The 14,987-nt window shown below is 37.4% G+C and carries 14 protein-coding genes; 10 read left to right on the top strand and 4 right to left on the bottom strand.

Annotated elements, in window-relative coordinates:
• Window positions 1–555 precede the first annotated feature (555 nt).
• Window positions 556–1,872, top strand: a complete 1,317-nt coding sequence (locus tag EPL02_RS13750) for a hemolysin family protein (protein WP_131888015.1) — start codon at window positions 556–558, stop codon at window positions 1,870–1,872.
• Window positions 1,873–2,096: 224 nt separating this feature from the next.
• On the opposite strand, the gene EPL02_RS13745 is transcribed toward EPL02_RS13750, so the two are convergent.
• Window positions 2,097–2,633 (bottom strand): HAD-IIIA family hydrolase, encoded by a 537-nt coding sequence (locus EPL02_RS13745; protein ID WP_094912149.1) that lies wholly within the window; start codon window positions 2,631–2,633, stop codon window positions 2,097–2,099.
• 154 nt (window positions 2,634–2,787) lie between these two features.
• Between EPL02_RS13745 and EPL02_RS13740 the strand changes: the two genes are divergently transcribed.
• From EPL02_RS13740 to map, 3 genes are all read left to right on the top strand, one after another.
• A complete protein-coding gene (locus EPL02_RS13740) occupies window positions 2,788–2,982 on the top strand; it encodes a helix-turn-helix transcriptional regulator (protein WP_078989520.1) in 195 nt (64 codons plus the stop codon).
• 2 nt (window positions 2,983–2,984) lie between these two features.
• Entirely contained in the window at window positions 2,985–3,452 is a 468-nt protein-coding gene (locus EPL02_RS13735; protein WP_094912150.1) for a hypothetical protein, read from the top strand.
• A gap of 178 nt (window positions 3,453–3,630) precedes the next feature.
• On the top strand, window positions 3,631–4,374 hold the full coding sequence (map, locus tag EPL02_RS13730; RefSeq protein WP_094912151.1) for a type I methionyl aminopeptidase: 744 nt from the start codon (window positions 3,631–3,633) through the stop codon (window positions 4,372–4,374).
• A 30-nt stretch (window positions 4,375–4,404) separates the two neighbouring features.
• Here map and EPL02_RS13725 read toward each other — a convergent pair whose 3' ends face one another.
• Window positions 4,405–5,025 (bottom strand): LysE family translocator, encoded by a 621-nt coding sequence (locus EPL02_RS13725; protein ID WP_131888014.1) that lies wholly within the window; start codon window positions 5,023–5,025, stop codon window positions 4,405–4,407.
• A 137-nt stretch (window positions 5,026–5,162) separates the two neighbouring features.
• Complete coding sequence (locus EPL02_RS13720) at window positions 5,163–5,384, bottom strand: hypothetical protein (protein WP_131888013.1); 222 nt, start codon at window positions 5,382–5,384, stop codon at window positions 5,163–5,165.
• A 264-nt stretch (window positions 5,385–5,648) separates the two neighbouring features.
• Between EPL02_RS13720 and EPL02_RS13715 the strand changes: the two genes are divergently transcribed.
• Together EPL02_RS13715 and EPL02_RS13710 are read left to right on the top strand one after the other, a co-directional pair.
• Window positions 5,649–6,632, top strand: a complete 984-nt coding sequence (locus EPL02_RS13715; RefSeq protein ID WP_131888012.1) for a ring-cleaving dioxygenase — start codon at window positions 5,649–5,651, stop codon at window positions 6,630–6,632.
• Between the two features lie 82 nt (window positions 6,633–6,714).
• Window positions 6,715–7,893 carry an MFS transporter gene (locus EPL02_RS13710; RefSeq protein WP_286175445.1) on the top strand — a complete coding sequence of 393 codons (1,179 nt, stop codon included), beginning with the start codon at window positions 6,715–6,717 and terminating at the stop codon, window positions 7,891–7,893.
• A gap of 70 nt (window positions 7,894–7,963) precedes the next feature.
• On the opposite strand, the gene EPL02_RS21220 is transcribed toward EPL02_RS13710, so the two are convergent.
• Entirely contained in the window at window positions 7,964–9,376 is a 1,413-nt protein-coding gene (locus EPL02_RS21220; protein ID WP_286175444.1) for a right-handed parallel beta-helix repeat-containing protein, read from the bottom strand.
• A gap of 239 nt (window positions 9,377–9,615) precedes the next feature.
• Here EPL02_RS21220 and pbp4b point away from each other — a divergent pair, with 239 nt between their 5' ends.
• The 4 genes from pbp4b to EPL02_RS20950 all read left to right on the top strand — a co-directional run bounded on the left by pbp4b (window position 9,616) and on the right by EPL02_RS20950 (window position 14,941).
• A complete protein-coding gene (gene pbp4b / locus EPL02_RS13700) occupies window positions 9,616–10,974 on the top strand; it encodes a penicillin binding protein PBP4B (protein ID WP_131888011.1) in 1,359 nt (452 codons plus the stop codon).
• A 269-nt stretch (window positions 10,975–11,243) separates the two neighbouring features.
• Window positions 11,244–12,278, top strand: a complete 1,035-nt coding sequence (locus EPL02_RS13695; protein ID WP_094912154.1) for a LacI family DNA-binding transcriptional regulator — start codon at window positions 11,244–11,246, stop codon at window positions 12,276–12,278.
• Window positions 12,279–12,305: 27 nt separating this feature from the next.
• Entirely contained in the window at window positions 12,306–14,498 is a 2,193-nt protein-coding gene (locus EPL02_RS13690; protein WP_094912155.1) for an alpha-galactosidase, read from the top strand.
• 269 nt (window positions 14,499–14,767) lie between these two features.
• Window positions 14,768–14,941, top strand: a complete 174-nt coding sequence (locus tag EPL02_RS20950; protein ID WP_165932578.1) for a hypothetical protein — start codon at window positions 14,768–14,770, stop codon at window positions 14,939–14,941.
• The last annotated feature ends 46 nt before the right edge of the window (window positions 14,942–14,987 follow it).

Below are 14,987 nucleotides of genomic sequence, written 5' to 3'. Positions count from 1 at the left end.
TCAGGCTTTTTGTTGTTTATAAAAAACAGTTTGAAAATAGTATGGAATAGAGCGTAGGACATTCGACTCCTTCTGGAACTAGAGTAAAACCTGAGATCCTGCAGCGCAGTGGAATAAACGTGTTCAGATAAAAGAGGTGAAAACAGCTAGTGTTCGTTTTTTAGAAGCAATCATGTTGTTATAGCTCAAACTCTTTTGTTACAGGAATGTAAAAGCTTTAAACGTTAAAATGAAGTTCATAAATTCGCCATGAACTTATCTGTACGTTTCTCCAAAATCATGTATAATGATTCTTAATCTTTGCTATACATTATAGTAAAAACCATTAAGTGATAGTTTAAAAGGGGGTGATTCCATGGGGCAGGGAGACATAGCAGACGAAGCAGATTTGCAAGTATGGTTAATGTAATAAAAGTAGCGTGCATTAAAAAGAGATTGAAAGTTACACTTATGCACCTGGAATCACCTTTATACATAAAGGTGTAATCCAGTCGATACTTTTATAAAACAGGAGGTGTTCTCTTATTCTGCTTTTTGCCAGAATAAGAAAACGTATTGATTACACTTAATTTACTATTAGTTGCGCTTTTAATTGGTTTAACCGCGTTCTTCGTAGCGGCTGAGTTTGCCATTGTAAAACTTCGTAGTTCAAAGGTCGATCAGCTGATTGCTGAAGGGCGCAGAGGGGCACTTGCAGCCCAAAGGGTAACCACACATCTTGACGAGTATCTATCTGCCTGTCAGTTAGGTATAACAATTACAGCGTTAGGGTTAGGTTGGTTAGGAGAGCCGACTGTTGAGAAAATCTTAAATCCAATCTTTGCTGATTTTGGTTTTTCATCAACTCTGTCACATTTATTATCCTTTGCGATTGCCTTTGCCATTGTTACGTTCCTGCACGTTGTAGTAGGAGAACTAGCTCCGAAAACAGTTGCTATTCAAAAAGCAGAAACGGTAACACTGTTATTAGCGCCAGCTCTTATTTGGTTTTATCGTTTAATGTATCCTTTCATCTGGTTATTAAATGGATCAGCACGTATTTTAGTTGGTCTTTTCGGACTAAAGCCAGCTTCTGAACATGAAATTGCGCATAGCGAAGAAGAGCTTCGTATTATTTTGTCAGAAAGCTATGAAGGTGGAGAAATTAACCAAGCCGAATATAAATATGTAAATAATATATTTGAATTCGATAATCGCGTTGCACGTGAAATTATGGTGCCAAGAACAGAGATGATTGTGGTATCCAATGAAGATACAATAGAAGAATTTTTAAAAATAGCAGTAGAAGAACGCTATACGCGTTATCCAATTGTAGCAGAAGGAGATAAAGATCAAATCATTGGCTTAATTAACCTGAAAGAAGTTTTAAATGATGTGGTCATCCACAACCACTTAAAGCAAGAGAAGGTTGAGCGATATATGAAGCCAATTATTCAGGTTATTGAATCTATTCCAATTCACGACTTACTGTTAACAATGCAGAAGAATCGTACGCAAATGGCTGCTTTAATTGATGAATACGGCGGTACGTCTGGACTTGTTACAATTGAAGATATTCTTGAAGAAATCGTTGGAGAAATTCAAGATGAATTTGATGCTGAAGAAGTTCAAGAAGTTCGTAAAGTATCAGATAATCACTACCTTTTAAATGCCAAAGTTCTAGTTCAAGAGGTAAATGACTTATTAGGCATTCATCTCGAAGAAGAAGAAGTTGATACAATTGGTGGTTGGATTTTAACGCAAAAAACTGATATTGAGCTTCATGATTGTATCGTTTACGAGGGATATGAGTTTAAGGTGAATGATGTAGACGGATTGCAAATAAAAGAAGTAGAAGTAATGAAGTTGCAAGAAGACGTAGCTGAAGTATAATAAAAAACCAGCTTGACTATAGGGTCAAGCTGGTTTTTTTATATGTGATTTCTGCGCTTCCAATCTTCATAAAAATGCAGCAACGTTTGGTGTATTCCCTGGAGTGCCATGAGGACTAAGTAAAGCATCATAAATAGCACGATTTCACCTGTGAAATATGGAATGATAGCGATTATCGCCAATCAAACATAAAACATTTTATCTTTCATTCTCTTTCTACCTTTTCAATAGAACGAAGCTGTAATGAGCCACTTTGCAGCTTCTTCTAAATTTGTAGCAACATAATGAGGAAAGTCTTTCGTTTGTTTATGCTTATGCTCAGCAAGTGATTGTTTTCCTGCACCTGTCTGCACTAAAATTGTTGTTGCTCCTACTTTCCTTCCAGCTTCAATGTCCGACCACCGATCTCCAATTACCACACATTTTGATAAGTCTAACTGATGCTTAGTGGCAGCCTTTATAAGCATGCCGGTACTCGGCTTTCTGCATGTACATCTCGCAGCATGATGATGAGGACAAATGCAAAGGTCGTCAAATCCAAATGAAGTCAATTCGTTTATAAACTCATTTTTGGTTGCTTCTCCGCTTGAAATTCCAGGCTGGTTGGTAAAAGCAAATAGTTTAATATTGTGCTCTTTTAATAAATGAATGGTTTTTAATGAAAAAGAAAACAACGTAAAGTCTTTTGGGTAATGAACTGTATCGTCGCCTCCTATTGTGCCATCACGATCAATAAAAACTGCTTGAATACACGAAGCCATCAAGAAACCTCTTTTCTATTAAACTATTTTCATCTTATATGAATATGGATAATTGTTCAATTAATGGAATATTAAGTTGACAATTTTAACTATGAAATGTAATATATAGTTAACAAAAGTAATATATATATTGCAAAGTGGAAAAGGTGGTTGTTTGAAAAATAAAGTTAAATTTGCCCGCATTGAAAAAGGAATAACACAGGCAGACCTTGCACAAAAAGTAAATGTAACAAGGCAAACAATTGGATTAATTGAAAAAGGTAAATATAATCCTACCCTTCAGCTCTGCGTTAATATTGCAAAAGAACTTGACAAAACGTTAAATGATTTGTTTTGGGAGGAGGAATAACAATGAAAGATTCGTGGTTATCATATGTGCTTCCTAACGATGAGTACAAAGCTCAAAAAGTGGTTTATTTTCTAGGTGAAGGCTCGTTGTTGATGTGTGTTTCATGTGGTATCTTAGTCGTAGGAACCCACTCTCTACCAGAATGGAACCTGCCAGCTCAGTGGATTGCAGGGGTACCTATCTTACTGTTTGTAGCGTACGTATTTATTCGATATATTTTTTCTGGGATTGAGTATGCAAATGTAATGTCTGAAGATGCGTTTAAAAAAGAAAAAAAGCGAATCATGGTAAGGTCAGCGAGTTTTATGATCATCTTTTCAGTGCTCTATCTTGTTTCTGTAGGTCTGCAGTTACTTGGTGAACAGCTGTTTGACTTCATGATCGTTGTATTTGCAGGTTTATTCATGTTTCTAGCCGAATACACCTCGTTAAAACGCTCCTATTTAAAAAACAAAGAACTCTTAGATTAATGAAATAATGAGTGTGAAAAATAAACGAAGAAAAAAAGAAATGCAGGCTATACTTAGGCCTGTATTTTTATATGATAAAAAAATTGAATATTTCGTTTTATTTATTTGTAGTCCTAACTCATTGCTTGAATCCTTGGAGTAAGATAAGATATGTTCATATGAAAGGTGTGAATAGAAAGTGATAGTACGTACTGAAGAAGAAAAGCAAGGCTTAATGAAAATTGGAAAGATCCTTGCTGAGATAAGAGATACGTTAGTAAAAGAAACGAAGCCTGGAGTTACAACAGGTGAACTAGATGAACTAGCTAAAGAACTTTTTGAAAAACATGGAGCAATTTCTGCCCCAAAGGAATTATTTGATTTCCCAGGCTATTCTTGTATTAGTGTAAACGAAGAGGTAGCTCACGGCATTCCTGGAAAGCGCGTGATTAAAGAGGGAGATCTTGTTAATATTGATGTTTCAGGCTCTAAGGACGGTTATTTTGCTGATACGGGTATTTCATTTGTTGTTGGAGACAATAATAAGTTTTTGGAGAAGCTTTGTAAAGCAACAAAAGAAGTATTTGATGAGGGACTGAAAAAGTTTAAAGCTGGCGGTAAGCTTAGTAATGTTGGGCGAGCTGTTCATAACAGTGCGCGAAAACGTGGATACACGGTTATTACAAACCTAACGGGTCACGGGGTAGGACATTCACTTCGCGATAAACCAGATCACGTTCATAACTACTATGAACCAAGAGACCGCACTCTTTTAAAAGATGGAATGGTTATTGCGTATGAACCGTTTGTATCAACAAATGCTGAAGAAGCATATCAGTTGGATGACGGCTGGACGCTAGCGACAAATGACGGGAGCTTTGTTGCACAAATTGAACATACGATTATTGTGACAAAAGGTCAACCAATTGTTGTAACAGAATAAAAGCAGATGCATATGCATCTGCTTTTTTATTTATAGAATAAGCTGCAATAAACTCCATAGTCCAAATCCTACTATAATACAGCCGGATAACTTGTTTATCCAGCTTAGCCTTTGAGGCGTGAATGCTGATTTAAATATGCCAACTCCTAGGCTAAGTGACAGCCACCATAATCCTGAACCGATAAAGACTCCAACAACCATTTGCAACGCGCTAGGTAATGAAAACGATTCATTACTTAAACCGATACCTGAAAAAATACCGATAAAAAACAGGACCGTCATTGGATTTGTAACAGTAAGAATTAATATAGAAAAGAAGGATTCAAACAGCTGTGTGCTTTTTTGTGCAACAGCAGCTTTTTCTGCAGGTCGAGAACGAAATGTTTGTATCCCTAAATAACATAAAAAAAGGCCACCGATTAACTGCAGCCATATTTTTTGACTTAACAAAAAGCTGGTAATAAAAGTTAGTCCAAAAGCTGCTACTAAGCCGTATAAAGCATCTGCTGTAGCAGCGCCTAATCCTGATACAAAACCATGCAGTTTTCCCTTTGTTAAAGTACGATTAATGCATAATATACCAATTGGGCCAACAGGTGCTGCGACTGAAAATCCAATTGCTAAGCCTTTGATTAGATAGTGCAAGTCCATTAAGTCATACTCCTCTAAATGTAATTCCTTTATCATAACAGCATACAGGTAAGAGGAAAAGGACAATATATGTAAAAAAAGAATAGAACAAAAAGCGTTCTATTCTCTCTAACTAAAATGAATTTAGTCGATTTAAATTAGTAGCCCCATTTACCGTGGCGTTTGCTGCTTTTTTTATAAGAGCATTTTTCTTTCTTGTCGTAGCTGTGTTTCTTTTTATCACAAGTTTTTTTGCCAGTTTTTTTGTCATCGTGCTTGTAATCTTTTTTGTAAGAATCTTTTTCGTAGCAGTAGCACTTAAACTCTTTCTTACCATAATCTTTTTTACCTTTACCATGCTTGTCGTGTTTTCTACACATTGACAATCATCTCCCAGTTGTTTTATTAGTAGAAGCTCTAATGCATTCTACTTAATATAAGATATGAAAAACAGGACAACCTGGTATATGCAAAAGCCTGTATTGAGTAGAAAAGGGCGAGTCCATTTTTATTTAATTTTCATGAGTTAATTGATTGACATTGACATGATGAAAGTGAATTTGATATAATTATCTCGAATTAAAGATATTTGATATAAAAATAAAATGATACTATAAACATAATCCCATTTAGGAGGAATTAGAATGAATGAATTAAAAGGTATTCATCACGTGACAGCTATTACGAGTAGTGCTGAAAAAAATTATGAGTTTTTCACGTATGTACTAGGGATGCGCTTGGTGAAAAAAACAGTCAACCAGGACGATATTCAAACCTATCATTTGTTTTTTGCAGATGATAAAGGAAGTGCTGGAACTGATATGACGTTTTTTGACTTCCCAGGAATTCCAAAAGGATCTCATGGTACGAATGAAATTTTTAAAACATCATTTCGTGTTCCAAACAATGAAGCACTTCAATATTGGGAAAAGCGATTTAATCGTTTAGGTGTTCATCACGGTGGTATTCAGGAACTATTCGGAAAGAAAACTTTATCTTTTGTGGACTTTGATGATCAGCAATACCAATTAATTTCTGATGAAGGAAATGTCGGAGTAGCTTCTGGCACACCTTGGCAAAAGGGACCGATTCCATTAGAATATGCAATTACTGGACTTGGCCCAATCTTTGTACGCGTTGCTAATTTTGATTTTTTTAAGGAAGTATTAGAGAAAGTATTATTATTCCGACAAGTAGACCAAAAAGGTGACTTGTATTTATTTGAAGTTGGAGAAGGTGGAAACGGTGCTCAAGTAGTCGTTGAACATAATACAACTTTACCAGAAGGTATTCAAGGATACGGAACCGTTCACCACGTAGCGTTTCGAGTGAATGATCGTCAAGTGCTTGAAGAGTGGATTGATCGACTTGCAAGCTTTAGATTTCCAACATCAGGCTATGTGGATCGTCACTTCTTTGAATCTTTATATGCTCGCGTTTCTCCTGGTATTTTATTTGAATTTGCAACCGATGGTCCAGGATTTATGGGAGATGAAGAGTATGAAACATTAGGTGAAAAACTTTCACTTCCTCCATTTTTAGAGCCTAAACGTGGACAAATTGAAAAGCTTGTACGACCAATTGAAACAGTTCGTAGTACAAAAATATTTGAGAAAGAGTATGAGTAAAAGCAGCTTCCAATGGAAGCTGCTTTTTTTACGTCATTGTCAGAAGAACTGACGTATAATAGAAAGAGAAGGTGTGGAGGTGTTGATTATTAATAAAAAGAAAATGATTTTATTTGCTGTTTCCATTATGATTGCAGCACTGAATATGAGGCCAGCCATTAATTCAATTTCCCCTATTTTACAGGAGCTTACATCAGCGCTTCAAATGAATGCGTCTACGGCCAGCCTTTTGACAGCTGTGCCTGTATTGTGTATGGGGGTGTTTTCCCCACTTGCTGCAGGTTTGGGTCAAAAATTTGGGCTAGAGCGTATTATTGGATATGCACTTTGTTTGATTGGACTTGGAACAGTGTTGCGTTTTTTTACATATTCAACCAGCTTTTTAATTATGACCTCCCTTATAGCAGGGATAGGCATTGCTGCTATGGGACCGCTTTTGTCTGGCTTTATAAAAAAATATTTTAATGAGCATGTACCTTTTATGATTAGCCTTTATACAGCTGCATTGACAACGGGAGCAGTGGCCGCTTCATGGCTTTCAGTTTCAATTTATGAAAGCACAAATTCTTGGAGAGTGACGTTGAGTATTTGGGTACTATTTGCTATCGCAGCTATTCCGGTTTGGTGGCACTGGATTTTGAAGAATAGCAAAGCTTCCTCTAATCTTTCGGTACACGAAGAAGTAAAGCCAATTCCTTGGAATAACAAGCGTGCGTGGTTATTAACGTTATCTTTTGGCTGTATGGCGATGATCTTTTATTCAGCAACAGCATGGATTGCTCCACTAATTGAATCTCAAGGCTATTCGAAGCAGTATGCTGCAAGTATTCTTACGCTCTTTACGGCAACTCAAATTCCAGTAGGATTTTTATTACCAGTTTTACTAAAGAAAGTGACGTCACGCCTTTTTTGGCTCTGGTTTGCTGCTGGGATGGAAGCGTTAGGTCTACTTTTATTAGCTCTTGAAGTTGTTCCGTGGGTGGGCGCAATCTTTATTGGTATCGGTGCTGGAACGCTATTTCCGCTAAACTTGCTATTGCCCATTGATTTATCCAAAAATGCTGATGAAGCTGCCGGCTTGTCAGCAATGACCCAGTCAGCTGGCTATATCATCGGCGCATTGGGGCCAATTATCATCGGAACTTTAGTTGATCTAACTGGTCAATTTTACTCTACGTATGTTTTTTTACTCGTTGTAATATTTATAATGAGTATTATTCAGTGGTTCGCTATGAGGTCAGTTGCTAGACATAGAGGATAGTATATATATTAAATAAATAGAATAAAGTCATAGGAAAAAAGTGGACTCTATATATAGAGTCCACTTTTTCTTACCGTTGATCAGAGATAGTCGCGTTGTTGTTGGCTACTTGCAGAGCAGGGATATTGTTATATGGAGGTCCAGTGGTTGTGCCTGCTAAGAGCACAATATCAAATTCATTTGGAGGAGTGCCCCATGAGTTTCCAAGAAAAGTCGTAAAAGCACCGTCCACTAAAAAACCACCTTTAGTATTGTATACAACATTGTTATTAATAGTCCCTGTTGTATTTGGATTAATGTACATTCCCGTTCGTAAAGAATAGAAAGTATTGCCTTCTAAGAGAATGTTAGATGCTCCAACCTGAGAAACAACGGCACGATTAACAACCCAGTTTGACATTGGCAGTGGTTGAGGGGGGCCGTAAATTGTATTATTTAGTAGGCGAATATTGCTACCACCAACTTGAATAAACTCCACTGCATATGGAATAGGGCTAGTCAGCGTTAATCCGTCCACCGTAACGCCACTGGCTGTAACTAAAAGAGGGATGACAGCAGCTTGTAATAATAAGACAGGATTATTTTCTCCAAGTAGAGTAATATTAACCTTGTTCACGTTGATTTGAGAGGTAATTGGATACGTTCCCTCTAAAATATGAACAGTACCTCCGACATTTACAGCTGCAATGCCTTGAGGAATGGTTCCAAACGGGCTTCCAAGACTGCCGTTACCTCCTACGGCACCTGCTCTTACATAAATATTATTAGGGTCCACTAATTGGCTGATTTCATTATCAAGAGCAATCTGGACGCTTTGAACTGTCGGGTAGCCTAAAGCAGGCCGGTTAGTAATTAACCCTTGTAAGACCTGGTCTTGTTGTGCAAGAGTTAACGAATTAAATGCTGTTAAATTTAAGCCAAGTGCAGGGTTAGTAATGGCAATGCGCATTTCCGCAATAGTTTGAGCACTGTTAACAGCTGCTAAAGTTGGATCGGGTGATATAGGAGGACCTACTTTAATTAGCATAATTGAAGCGCTAACGTTTGTTTGTGTTCCTCCAGAAGCATTATCTAAGTTTACTGGGGCCGCACTTGTATGGTTTCGTACCGATAGCTGGTCACCTACGAGTGCAGAAATAATGACCATTCCGATATTTCCAGCAGACGTTCCAGCAGCAGGTGTTTCTGTGCCGTAAATACTTCCAGGAACAAGAGTGTTATTTTGGTATAATGCAAATTGATTAGAGGTTGTTCCGTTTACGATAAACCAAACTGCATATGTTCCAGGATTTTGAATAGTAATTGGTGTAGTGCTAGCGCTATGAGAGATGCCTAGCAACGCTCCGTTTGAACTAAACGGAATATCACTTTCAACAGGTATATTTTGATTACCAGTATTGAAGACATAACCGTAGTTTGGAGTTGGAATGACAGGCGGGGAAGGGGGACAGCATTTTCCGAGCTTTTTTGCTTTTTTACTCAATGGTATAACATCCTTTGCATTTTTTACAATATATTATGTTAAAAAATATAAAATAGTGAACCTTGTCTTTATAAATAGAGATCTTAAATATGAAATTAAGCCAAATGCATTATCCAAATATTAACCTGAATAAAGAAACAGGACTTCTATCCAATATCTTCTAATCTTATTTTCTTTTACAATTATAATAGAGGCACAATCCTAGTTCTTCATCTATTATTCTAGTAGGAGGAAGTGCAATGAAAAAAACGTACGCAGTATTATCTCTAGCAGGGCTACTTGCCCTAGCAAGCAGCCCTTTATCTGCATCTGCTAATATTTATTCAGAAACATCTGTTCATCAAGATATATCTCACCCTATCAATCACTCAGTGCTAAAAAAAGCTAAACCTGAGGAGGTCGGAATGTCGTCTGCAAAGCTAAGAGAAGTGGATGCCATGATTGAACAAGAAATTAAAAGTGGCTTTCCAGGTGCCGTATTATTGGTTGTGAAAAATGGTAAGGTTGTGAAAAATACTGCTTATGGTTATGCTAAAAAATATAATGCTTCCACACTACTAAAACATCCTGAAAAAATGAAGGAAGATACAATGTTTGATTTAGCTTCTAATACGAAAATGTATGCGGTAAATTTTGCTCTCCAAAAGCTAGTTAGCGAAGAGAAACTGAATTTAAATGAAAAGGTTCAAACATACCTATCAGACTTTAAAGACCAGCCAGAAGATGTTATTAAAGGAAAGAACCAAATGAAAGTGATTGATTTACTGCATCATAGCGGGGGATTTCCGCCAGACCCACAATACTTCCATCCAAAAGCCGGTTCTTTATACTCCCAGGACAGAGCAAAAACTATAAACTTAATTTCCAAAACACCTCTTCAATACGAGCCGGGAACAAAGAACGTATACAGCGACGTTGACTATATGCTCCTTGGCATTATTGTTGAGAGAATTACCAATCAGCGTTTAGATTATTACGTAGAAAATGAAATTTATCGACCATTGGGCTTGAAGCATACACTGTTTAATCCGCTACAAAAAGGGTTTAAGTCTAAAAACTTTGCGGCAACTGAACTACAGGGTAATACGCGAGATGGTATTATAAGTTTTCCGAATGTTCGAACATATACACTACAAGGAGAAGTTCATGACGAAAAAGCATACTATTCGATGGCTGGTATTTCAGGACATGCAGGCTTGTTTTCAACAACGAGTGATTTAGCTGTCTTACTACAAGTAATGTTAAACGGGGGAGGATATGGTCGCCATCAATTATTTGATGAGCAAACCATTCAATCTTTTACAAAGCCTTCACCTATGAATTCTACGTATGCACTTGGATGGAGAAGAAATGGGGATGAAAGCATGGAATGGATGTTTGGTCCTCATGCAAGTCGAGATGCAATTGGCCATACTGGTTGGGTTGGTACTGTTACCATTATCGACCGTGAAAAAGATTTAGGTATTGTTTTATTAACGAATAAGAAACATTCACCACTTGTTAATCCTTCGGAAAATCCGAATCGCTTTGAAGGAGACGTGTTTGAAACTGGTCAATATGGAAGCGTTGTAACAGGCGTTTACGAAGCTATTAAATAGAGAGATAAGAAAGAAGGAGATGAGATTAATGAGCTTCTTCTTTTTTTTTTTTTTTTTTTTGAAAACGCATTCAAAAAAACATTGAACTGTAGTAAAGGTTTTGGTAAGATTAATTTAGTTAATTTTACTAAAAAAAAGTAAATAGAATCAACTTATCGACGGCTACATAATAAGCAAGGAGTCTTTTCTCCTTAAACTATTTGGTCTATACCAATTTTCGTGTGCTATCATAAAAGCAAATAGAAGTTTTTATAGGGAGTGGCTAATTTATGGCAACGATTAAAGATATTGCACAGCAAGCAGGTGTTTCAATTGCTACCGTATCTAGAATTTTAAATAGTGATCAAACACTATCCGTCGCTGATGATACGCGGAAGCGAGTGATAAACACTGCAAAAAGCTTAAATTATCAGTCGTCAAAAAGAAAAAACATGGCACATTCAAAGTTAACAGAGACTCGTTCTATCGGTTTAATTCTAACAACATCACCAAAAGATGAAGTGAATGATCCATACTTTTTATCTATTCGATTAGGCATTGAAAGTATTTGTGAAGCTTATCAATTTAAGGTGGAAAACGTGTTTGTGGTTGGTGAAAATGAAATCCCTAAAGGCGGACTTAATCATTTAGACGGCTTAATTGTGATAGGGGCAATTGATGAAAAAGATTTAACTTCATTTTATTACAATAAAAATAGGCTAATCTTTGTGGACTATGCTCCTGAAGATACAGGTTTTGACGTAGTAACCTCTGATTTCGAAGCTGCAACTAGAGGTTTGATTGAAAAACTGGAAGAAATGAAGCATAAAGATATCGCTTTTATTGGTGGAAAAGTGATTACAAAGCGTCTCAGTGACAGTGCTGGAGAGCATCACTCTGAAAGCCGTCAAAAAACATATGAGCGAGTGATGAAGGAAAAAGGAAACTTTAATTCACGCTACATAAAAGTGGCAGGATGGGATCCAATTCACGGATATGAGATGACAAAAGAGTTAATTGAACAGGGAAGCATGCCGACTGCAATTATTGCAGCGAGTGATCCTTTAGCTATTGGCGCTTTAAAAGCGCTTAATGAAGCAGGTATTCCTGTGCCAAAGGAAGTATCAGTTGTTAGTTTTGATGATATTAGTGCAGCTGCTTATTTAACTCCAAGCTTATCTACAGTGAAAATCTATACAGAGGAAATGGGGAAAACAGCGGTAAAGCTTTTACACGATAGGTTAAAAGGAAGAGAATTACCAATGAAAGTAATGTTACCTACGAGCTTTATTGCTCGGGAAAGTATAGCAGAAAAAACAAAATAATAACAAAGCTAGGGGAGCGGGAGACAAATGGGTATTATATTTGATGAAAAGAATAAGGTTTTTCACTTGAAAGCGAAAGATACCAGCTACGCAATGGGGCTTGTTCGTGATAATTACTTAGCTCATTTTTACTGGGGAAGAAAAATCAATAACTACAACCATACAAACCAGATTCAGCCGCTAGACCGTTCATTTTCTCCGAATCCATATCAAGGAGACCGCACTTTTTCACTGGATTGGTTGCCTCAAGAGTACCCTCAGCATGGTAACGGTGATTTTCGTTCACCGGCTTATCAAGTTGAGCTGCCGAATGGTACAGTGGTTACGGATTTACGTTATAAAGAGCATCGGATTTATAAAGGGAAACCGAACTTAGAAGAACTACCAGCTACATATATTCATTCCGATGATGAAGCAGAGACGCTTGAAATTTTGCTAGAAGACAGCGTCATTGGTTTACATGTAACGTTACAATATACGGTTTTTGAAAACTATAATGCGATTACGCGGGCGACAAAGTTTGAAAATCAAGGGAAAGAATCAATAAAGTTAATTCGTGCTCTCAGTGCTAATGTTGATTTTCGAGACGCAGAATTTGATATGCTTTCGTTGCCAGGAGCATGGGGAAAAGAACGGCATGTTGAGCGTCAGTCATTGCATACGGGTATTCAATCTGTTGGTAGTATAAGAGGAGCAAGCAGTCATCAGCAGAATCCTTTTCTTGCTCTACTTCGTAAAGATACGACTGAATATTCAGGAGAAGTATACGGGTTTAACTTTGTTTACAGCGGAAATTTCTTAGCTCAAATAGAAGTAGATCAATTTTCAACGGCGCGTTTATCAGTAGGTATTCACCCTCATAATTTTACGTGGTTACTAGAAAAAGAACAAACTTTTCAAACGCCAGAAGTTGTGATGGTGTATTCATCTGCTGGTTTGTCGGAGATGTCTCACACATTTCACCACCTTTATAAAAACCATCTACTGCGTGGCGAATTTAAAACGAAAGATCGTCCAATTCTGGTTAATAATTGGGAAGCTACTTACTTTGACTTTGATGCGGAGAAAGTGGAGCAAATTGCCAAGGTAGGTAGTGAACTCGGCATGGAGCTATTTGTGCTTGATGATGGTTGGTTTAAAAAGCGCAACTCAGATACAACATCACTTGGAGATTGGTTCGTTGATAATGAAAAGCTTCCTGCCGGTCTAGAAGATGTAGCCAAACGTGTGAACAACGTCAATATGGAGTTCGGTTTATGGTTTGAACCTGAAATGGTTTCAAAAGATAGTGACTTATATAGAGAACATCCAGATTGGTGCTTGCACGTACCGAACCGTCATCGAACAGAAAGCCGAGAGCAGCTCGTTCTGGATTTTTCCAGGGAAGATGTACGCACTGAAATTACAAAACGTATCTCAGCTATTCTTTCAAAGGTTCCAATTACGTATGTTAAATGGGATATGAACCGTCACTTAACAGAAGTGGGTTCTGCGCTTCTTCCTGCTGAGCGTCAAAAAGAAACGTCCCATCGTCATATTTTAGGCGTATATAAAATGATGGAAGACCTTACAACTGCGTTTCCTCATATTTTATTTGAAAGCTGTTCTGGTGGTGGAGGACGCTTCGACCCAGGAATGCTTTATTATATGCCGCAAACGTGGACCAGCGATAACACGGATGCAGTGGAGCGCTTAAAAATTCAGTATGGAACAAGCCTTGTCTACCCAATTGTATCCATGGGAGCACACGTATCTGATATTCCGAATCACCAAGTTCACCGCTATGCACCGTTAAAGATGCGCGGTGATGTAGCGATGGCTGGAAACCTTGGTTATGAATTAGATTTAACGAAGTTAACAGACGAAGAGAAACAAGCTGTAAAAGAGCAAATTGTGGAATACAAAGAAATTCGAAGACTCATTCAATACGGTGATTTTTATCGACTTTTGAGTCCATTTGAAGGAAATGAAACGGCATGGTTGTTCACGGATGAAGCAAAAGAACAAGTAGTGGTATTTTATTACCGTGTACTTGCTGAGCCAGCAACACCGCTGCGTTCGATCAAGCTTCATGGATTAGCTTCAGACAAATCATATGAATTAATAGGAACGGGTAACGTATACGGAGGCGATGAGCTTATGTATAGCGGAATTCATGTACCTATTTCCTTGCAAGGTGACTTTCAAAGCTATGTATGGAAATTTAAAGCAAAAAGATAAAGAAAGGGAGGTTGAGATATAAGTAGCTCAGCTCTTCCTATGCCTGAACAATTAAAAGCTTACAACTTTTAATCGTTCAGGTTTTTTTGTGGATTGGGAAAAGTCGGTTTGGAAATAAAGTGAAATGGAGCGTCGTGTCTGGGACTCCTCCTTGCAAAAAGGGAGTGCTCAAACTTTTTTTGTGATGGTTATTCTCCACTATTTAGTAGGAGTATGGTAAACTATTTAGCGAGAAAAGATTTTGTTAGTAAGATTGGAGATGCAAGATCATGTTAACGAATCATGATAGTCAACAGCCCATGAGTCGTTCTGAACGAAGAAAACAAGCTCAGCCAAAGAAAAAAACTCAAACGTTTCAAAATCGACTTTTAAATGGATTAATTGGAATTGTCTCAATATGGATTTTATATTTACTAGTTAAAATTTTGTTTTTAGTTCAATGAGCAACAGATACAGTTGCTCTTTTTCATTTGGTTAAAAAGGAGAGAA

Origin of the sequence: Bacillus sp. CBEL-1, from assembly GCF_004348885.1 — a bacterium.
GTDB classification, from domain to species: Bacteria; Bacillota; Bacilli; order Bacillales; family Bacillaceae_H; genus Priestia; species Priestia aryabhattai_A.
The sequence above is the reverse complement of the archived record's forward strand: the minus strand, read 5'-3'. Positions and strand labels throughout refer to the sequence as shown.

Bases quoted from the DNA above. Each gene is read 5' to 3' on its own strand.
- EPL02_RS13745 (WP_094912149.1), bottom strand. From the start codon at position 2,633: ATGGCTTCGTGTATTCAAGCAGTTTTTATTGATCGTGATGGCACAATA.
- EPL02_RS13735 (WP_094912150.1), top strand. From the start codon at position 2,985: ATGAAAGATTCGTGGTTATCATATGTGCTTCCTAACGATGAGTACAAA.
- EPL02_RS13725 (WP_131888014.1), bottom strand. From the start codon at position 5,025: ATGGACTTGCACTATCTAATCAAAGGCTTAGCAATTGGATTTTCAGTC.
- EPL02_RS13720 (WP_131888013.1), bottom strand. From the start codon at position 5,384: ATGTGTAGAAAACACGACAAGCATGGTAAAGGTAAAAAAGATTATGGT.
- EPL02_RS13715 (WP_131888012.1), top strand. From the start codon at position 5,649: ATGAATGAATTAAAAGGTATTCATCACGTGACAGCTATTACGAGTAGT.
- pbp4b (WP_131888011.1), top strand. From the start codon at position 9,616: ATGAAAAAAACGTACGCAGTATTATCTCTAGCAGGGCTACTTGCCCTA.
- EPL02_RS13695 (WP_094912154.1), top strand. From the start codon at position 11,244: ATGGCAACGATTAAAGATATTGCACAGCAAGCAGGTGTTTCAATTGCT.
- EPL02_RS13690 (WP_094912155.1), top strand. From the start codon at position 12,306: ATGGGTATTATATTTGATGAAAAGAATAAGGTTTTTCACTTGAAAGCG.
- EPL02_RS20950 (WP_165932578.1), top strand. From the start codon at position 14,768: ATGTTAACGAATCATGATAGTCAACAGCCCATGAGTCGTTCTGAACGA.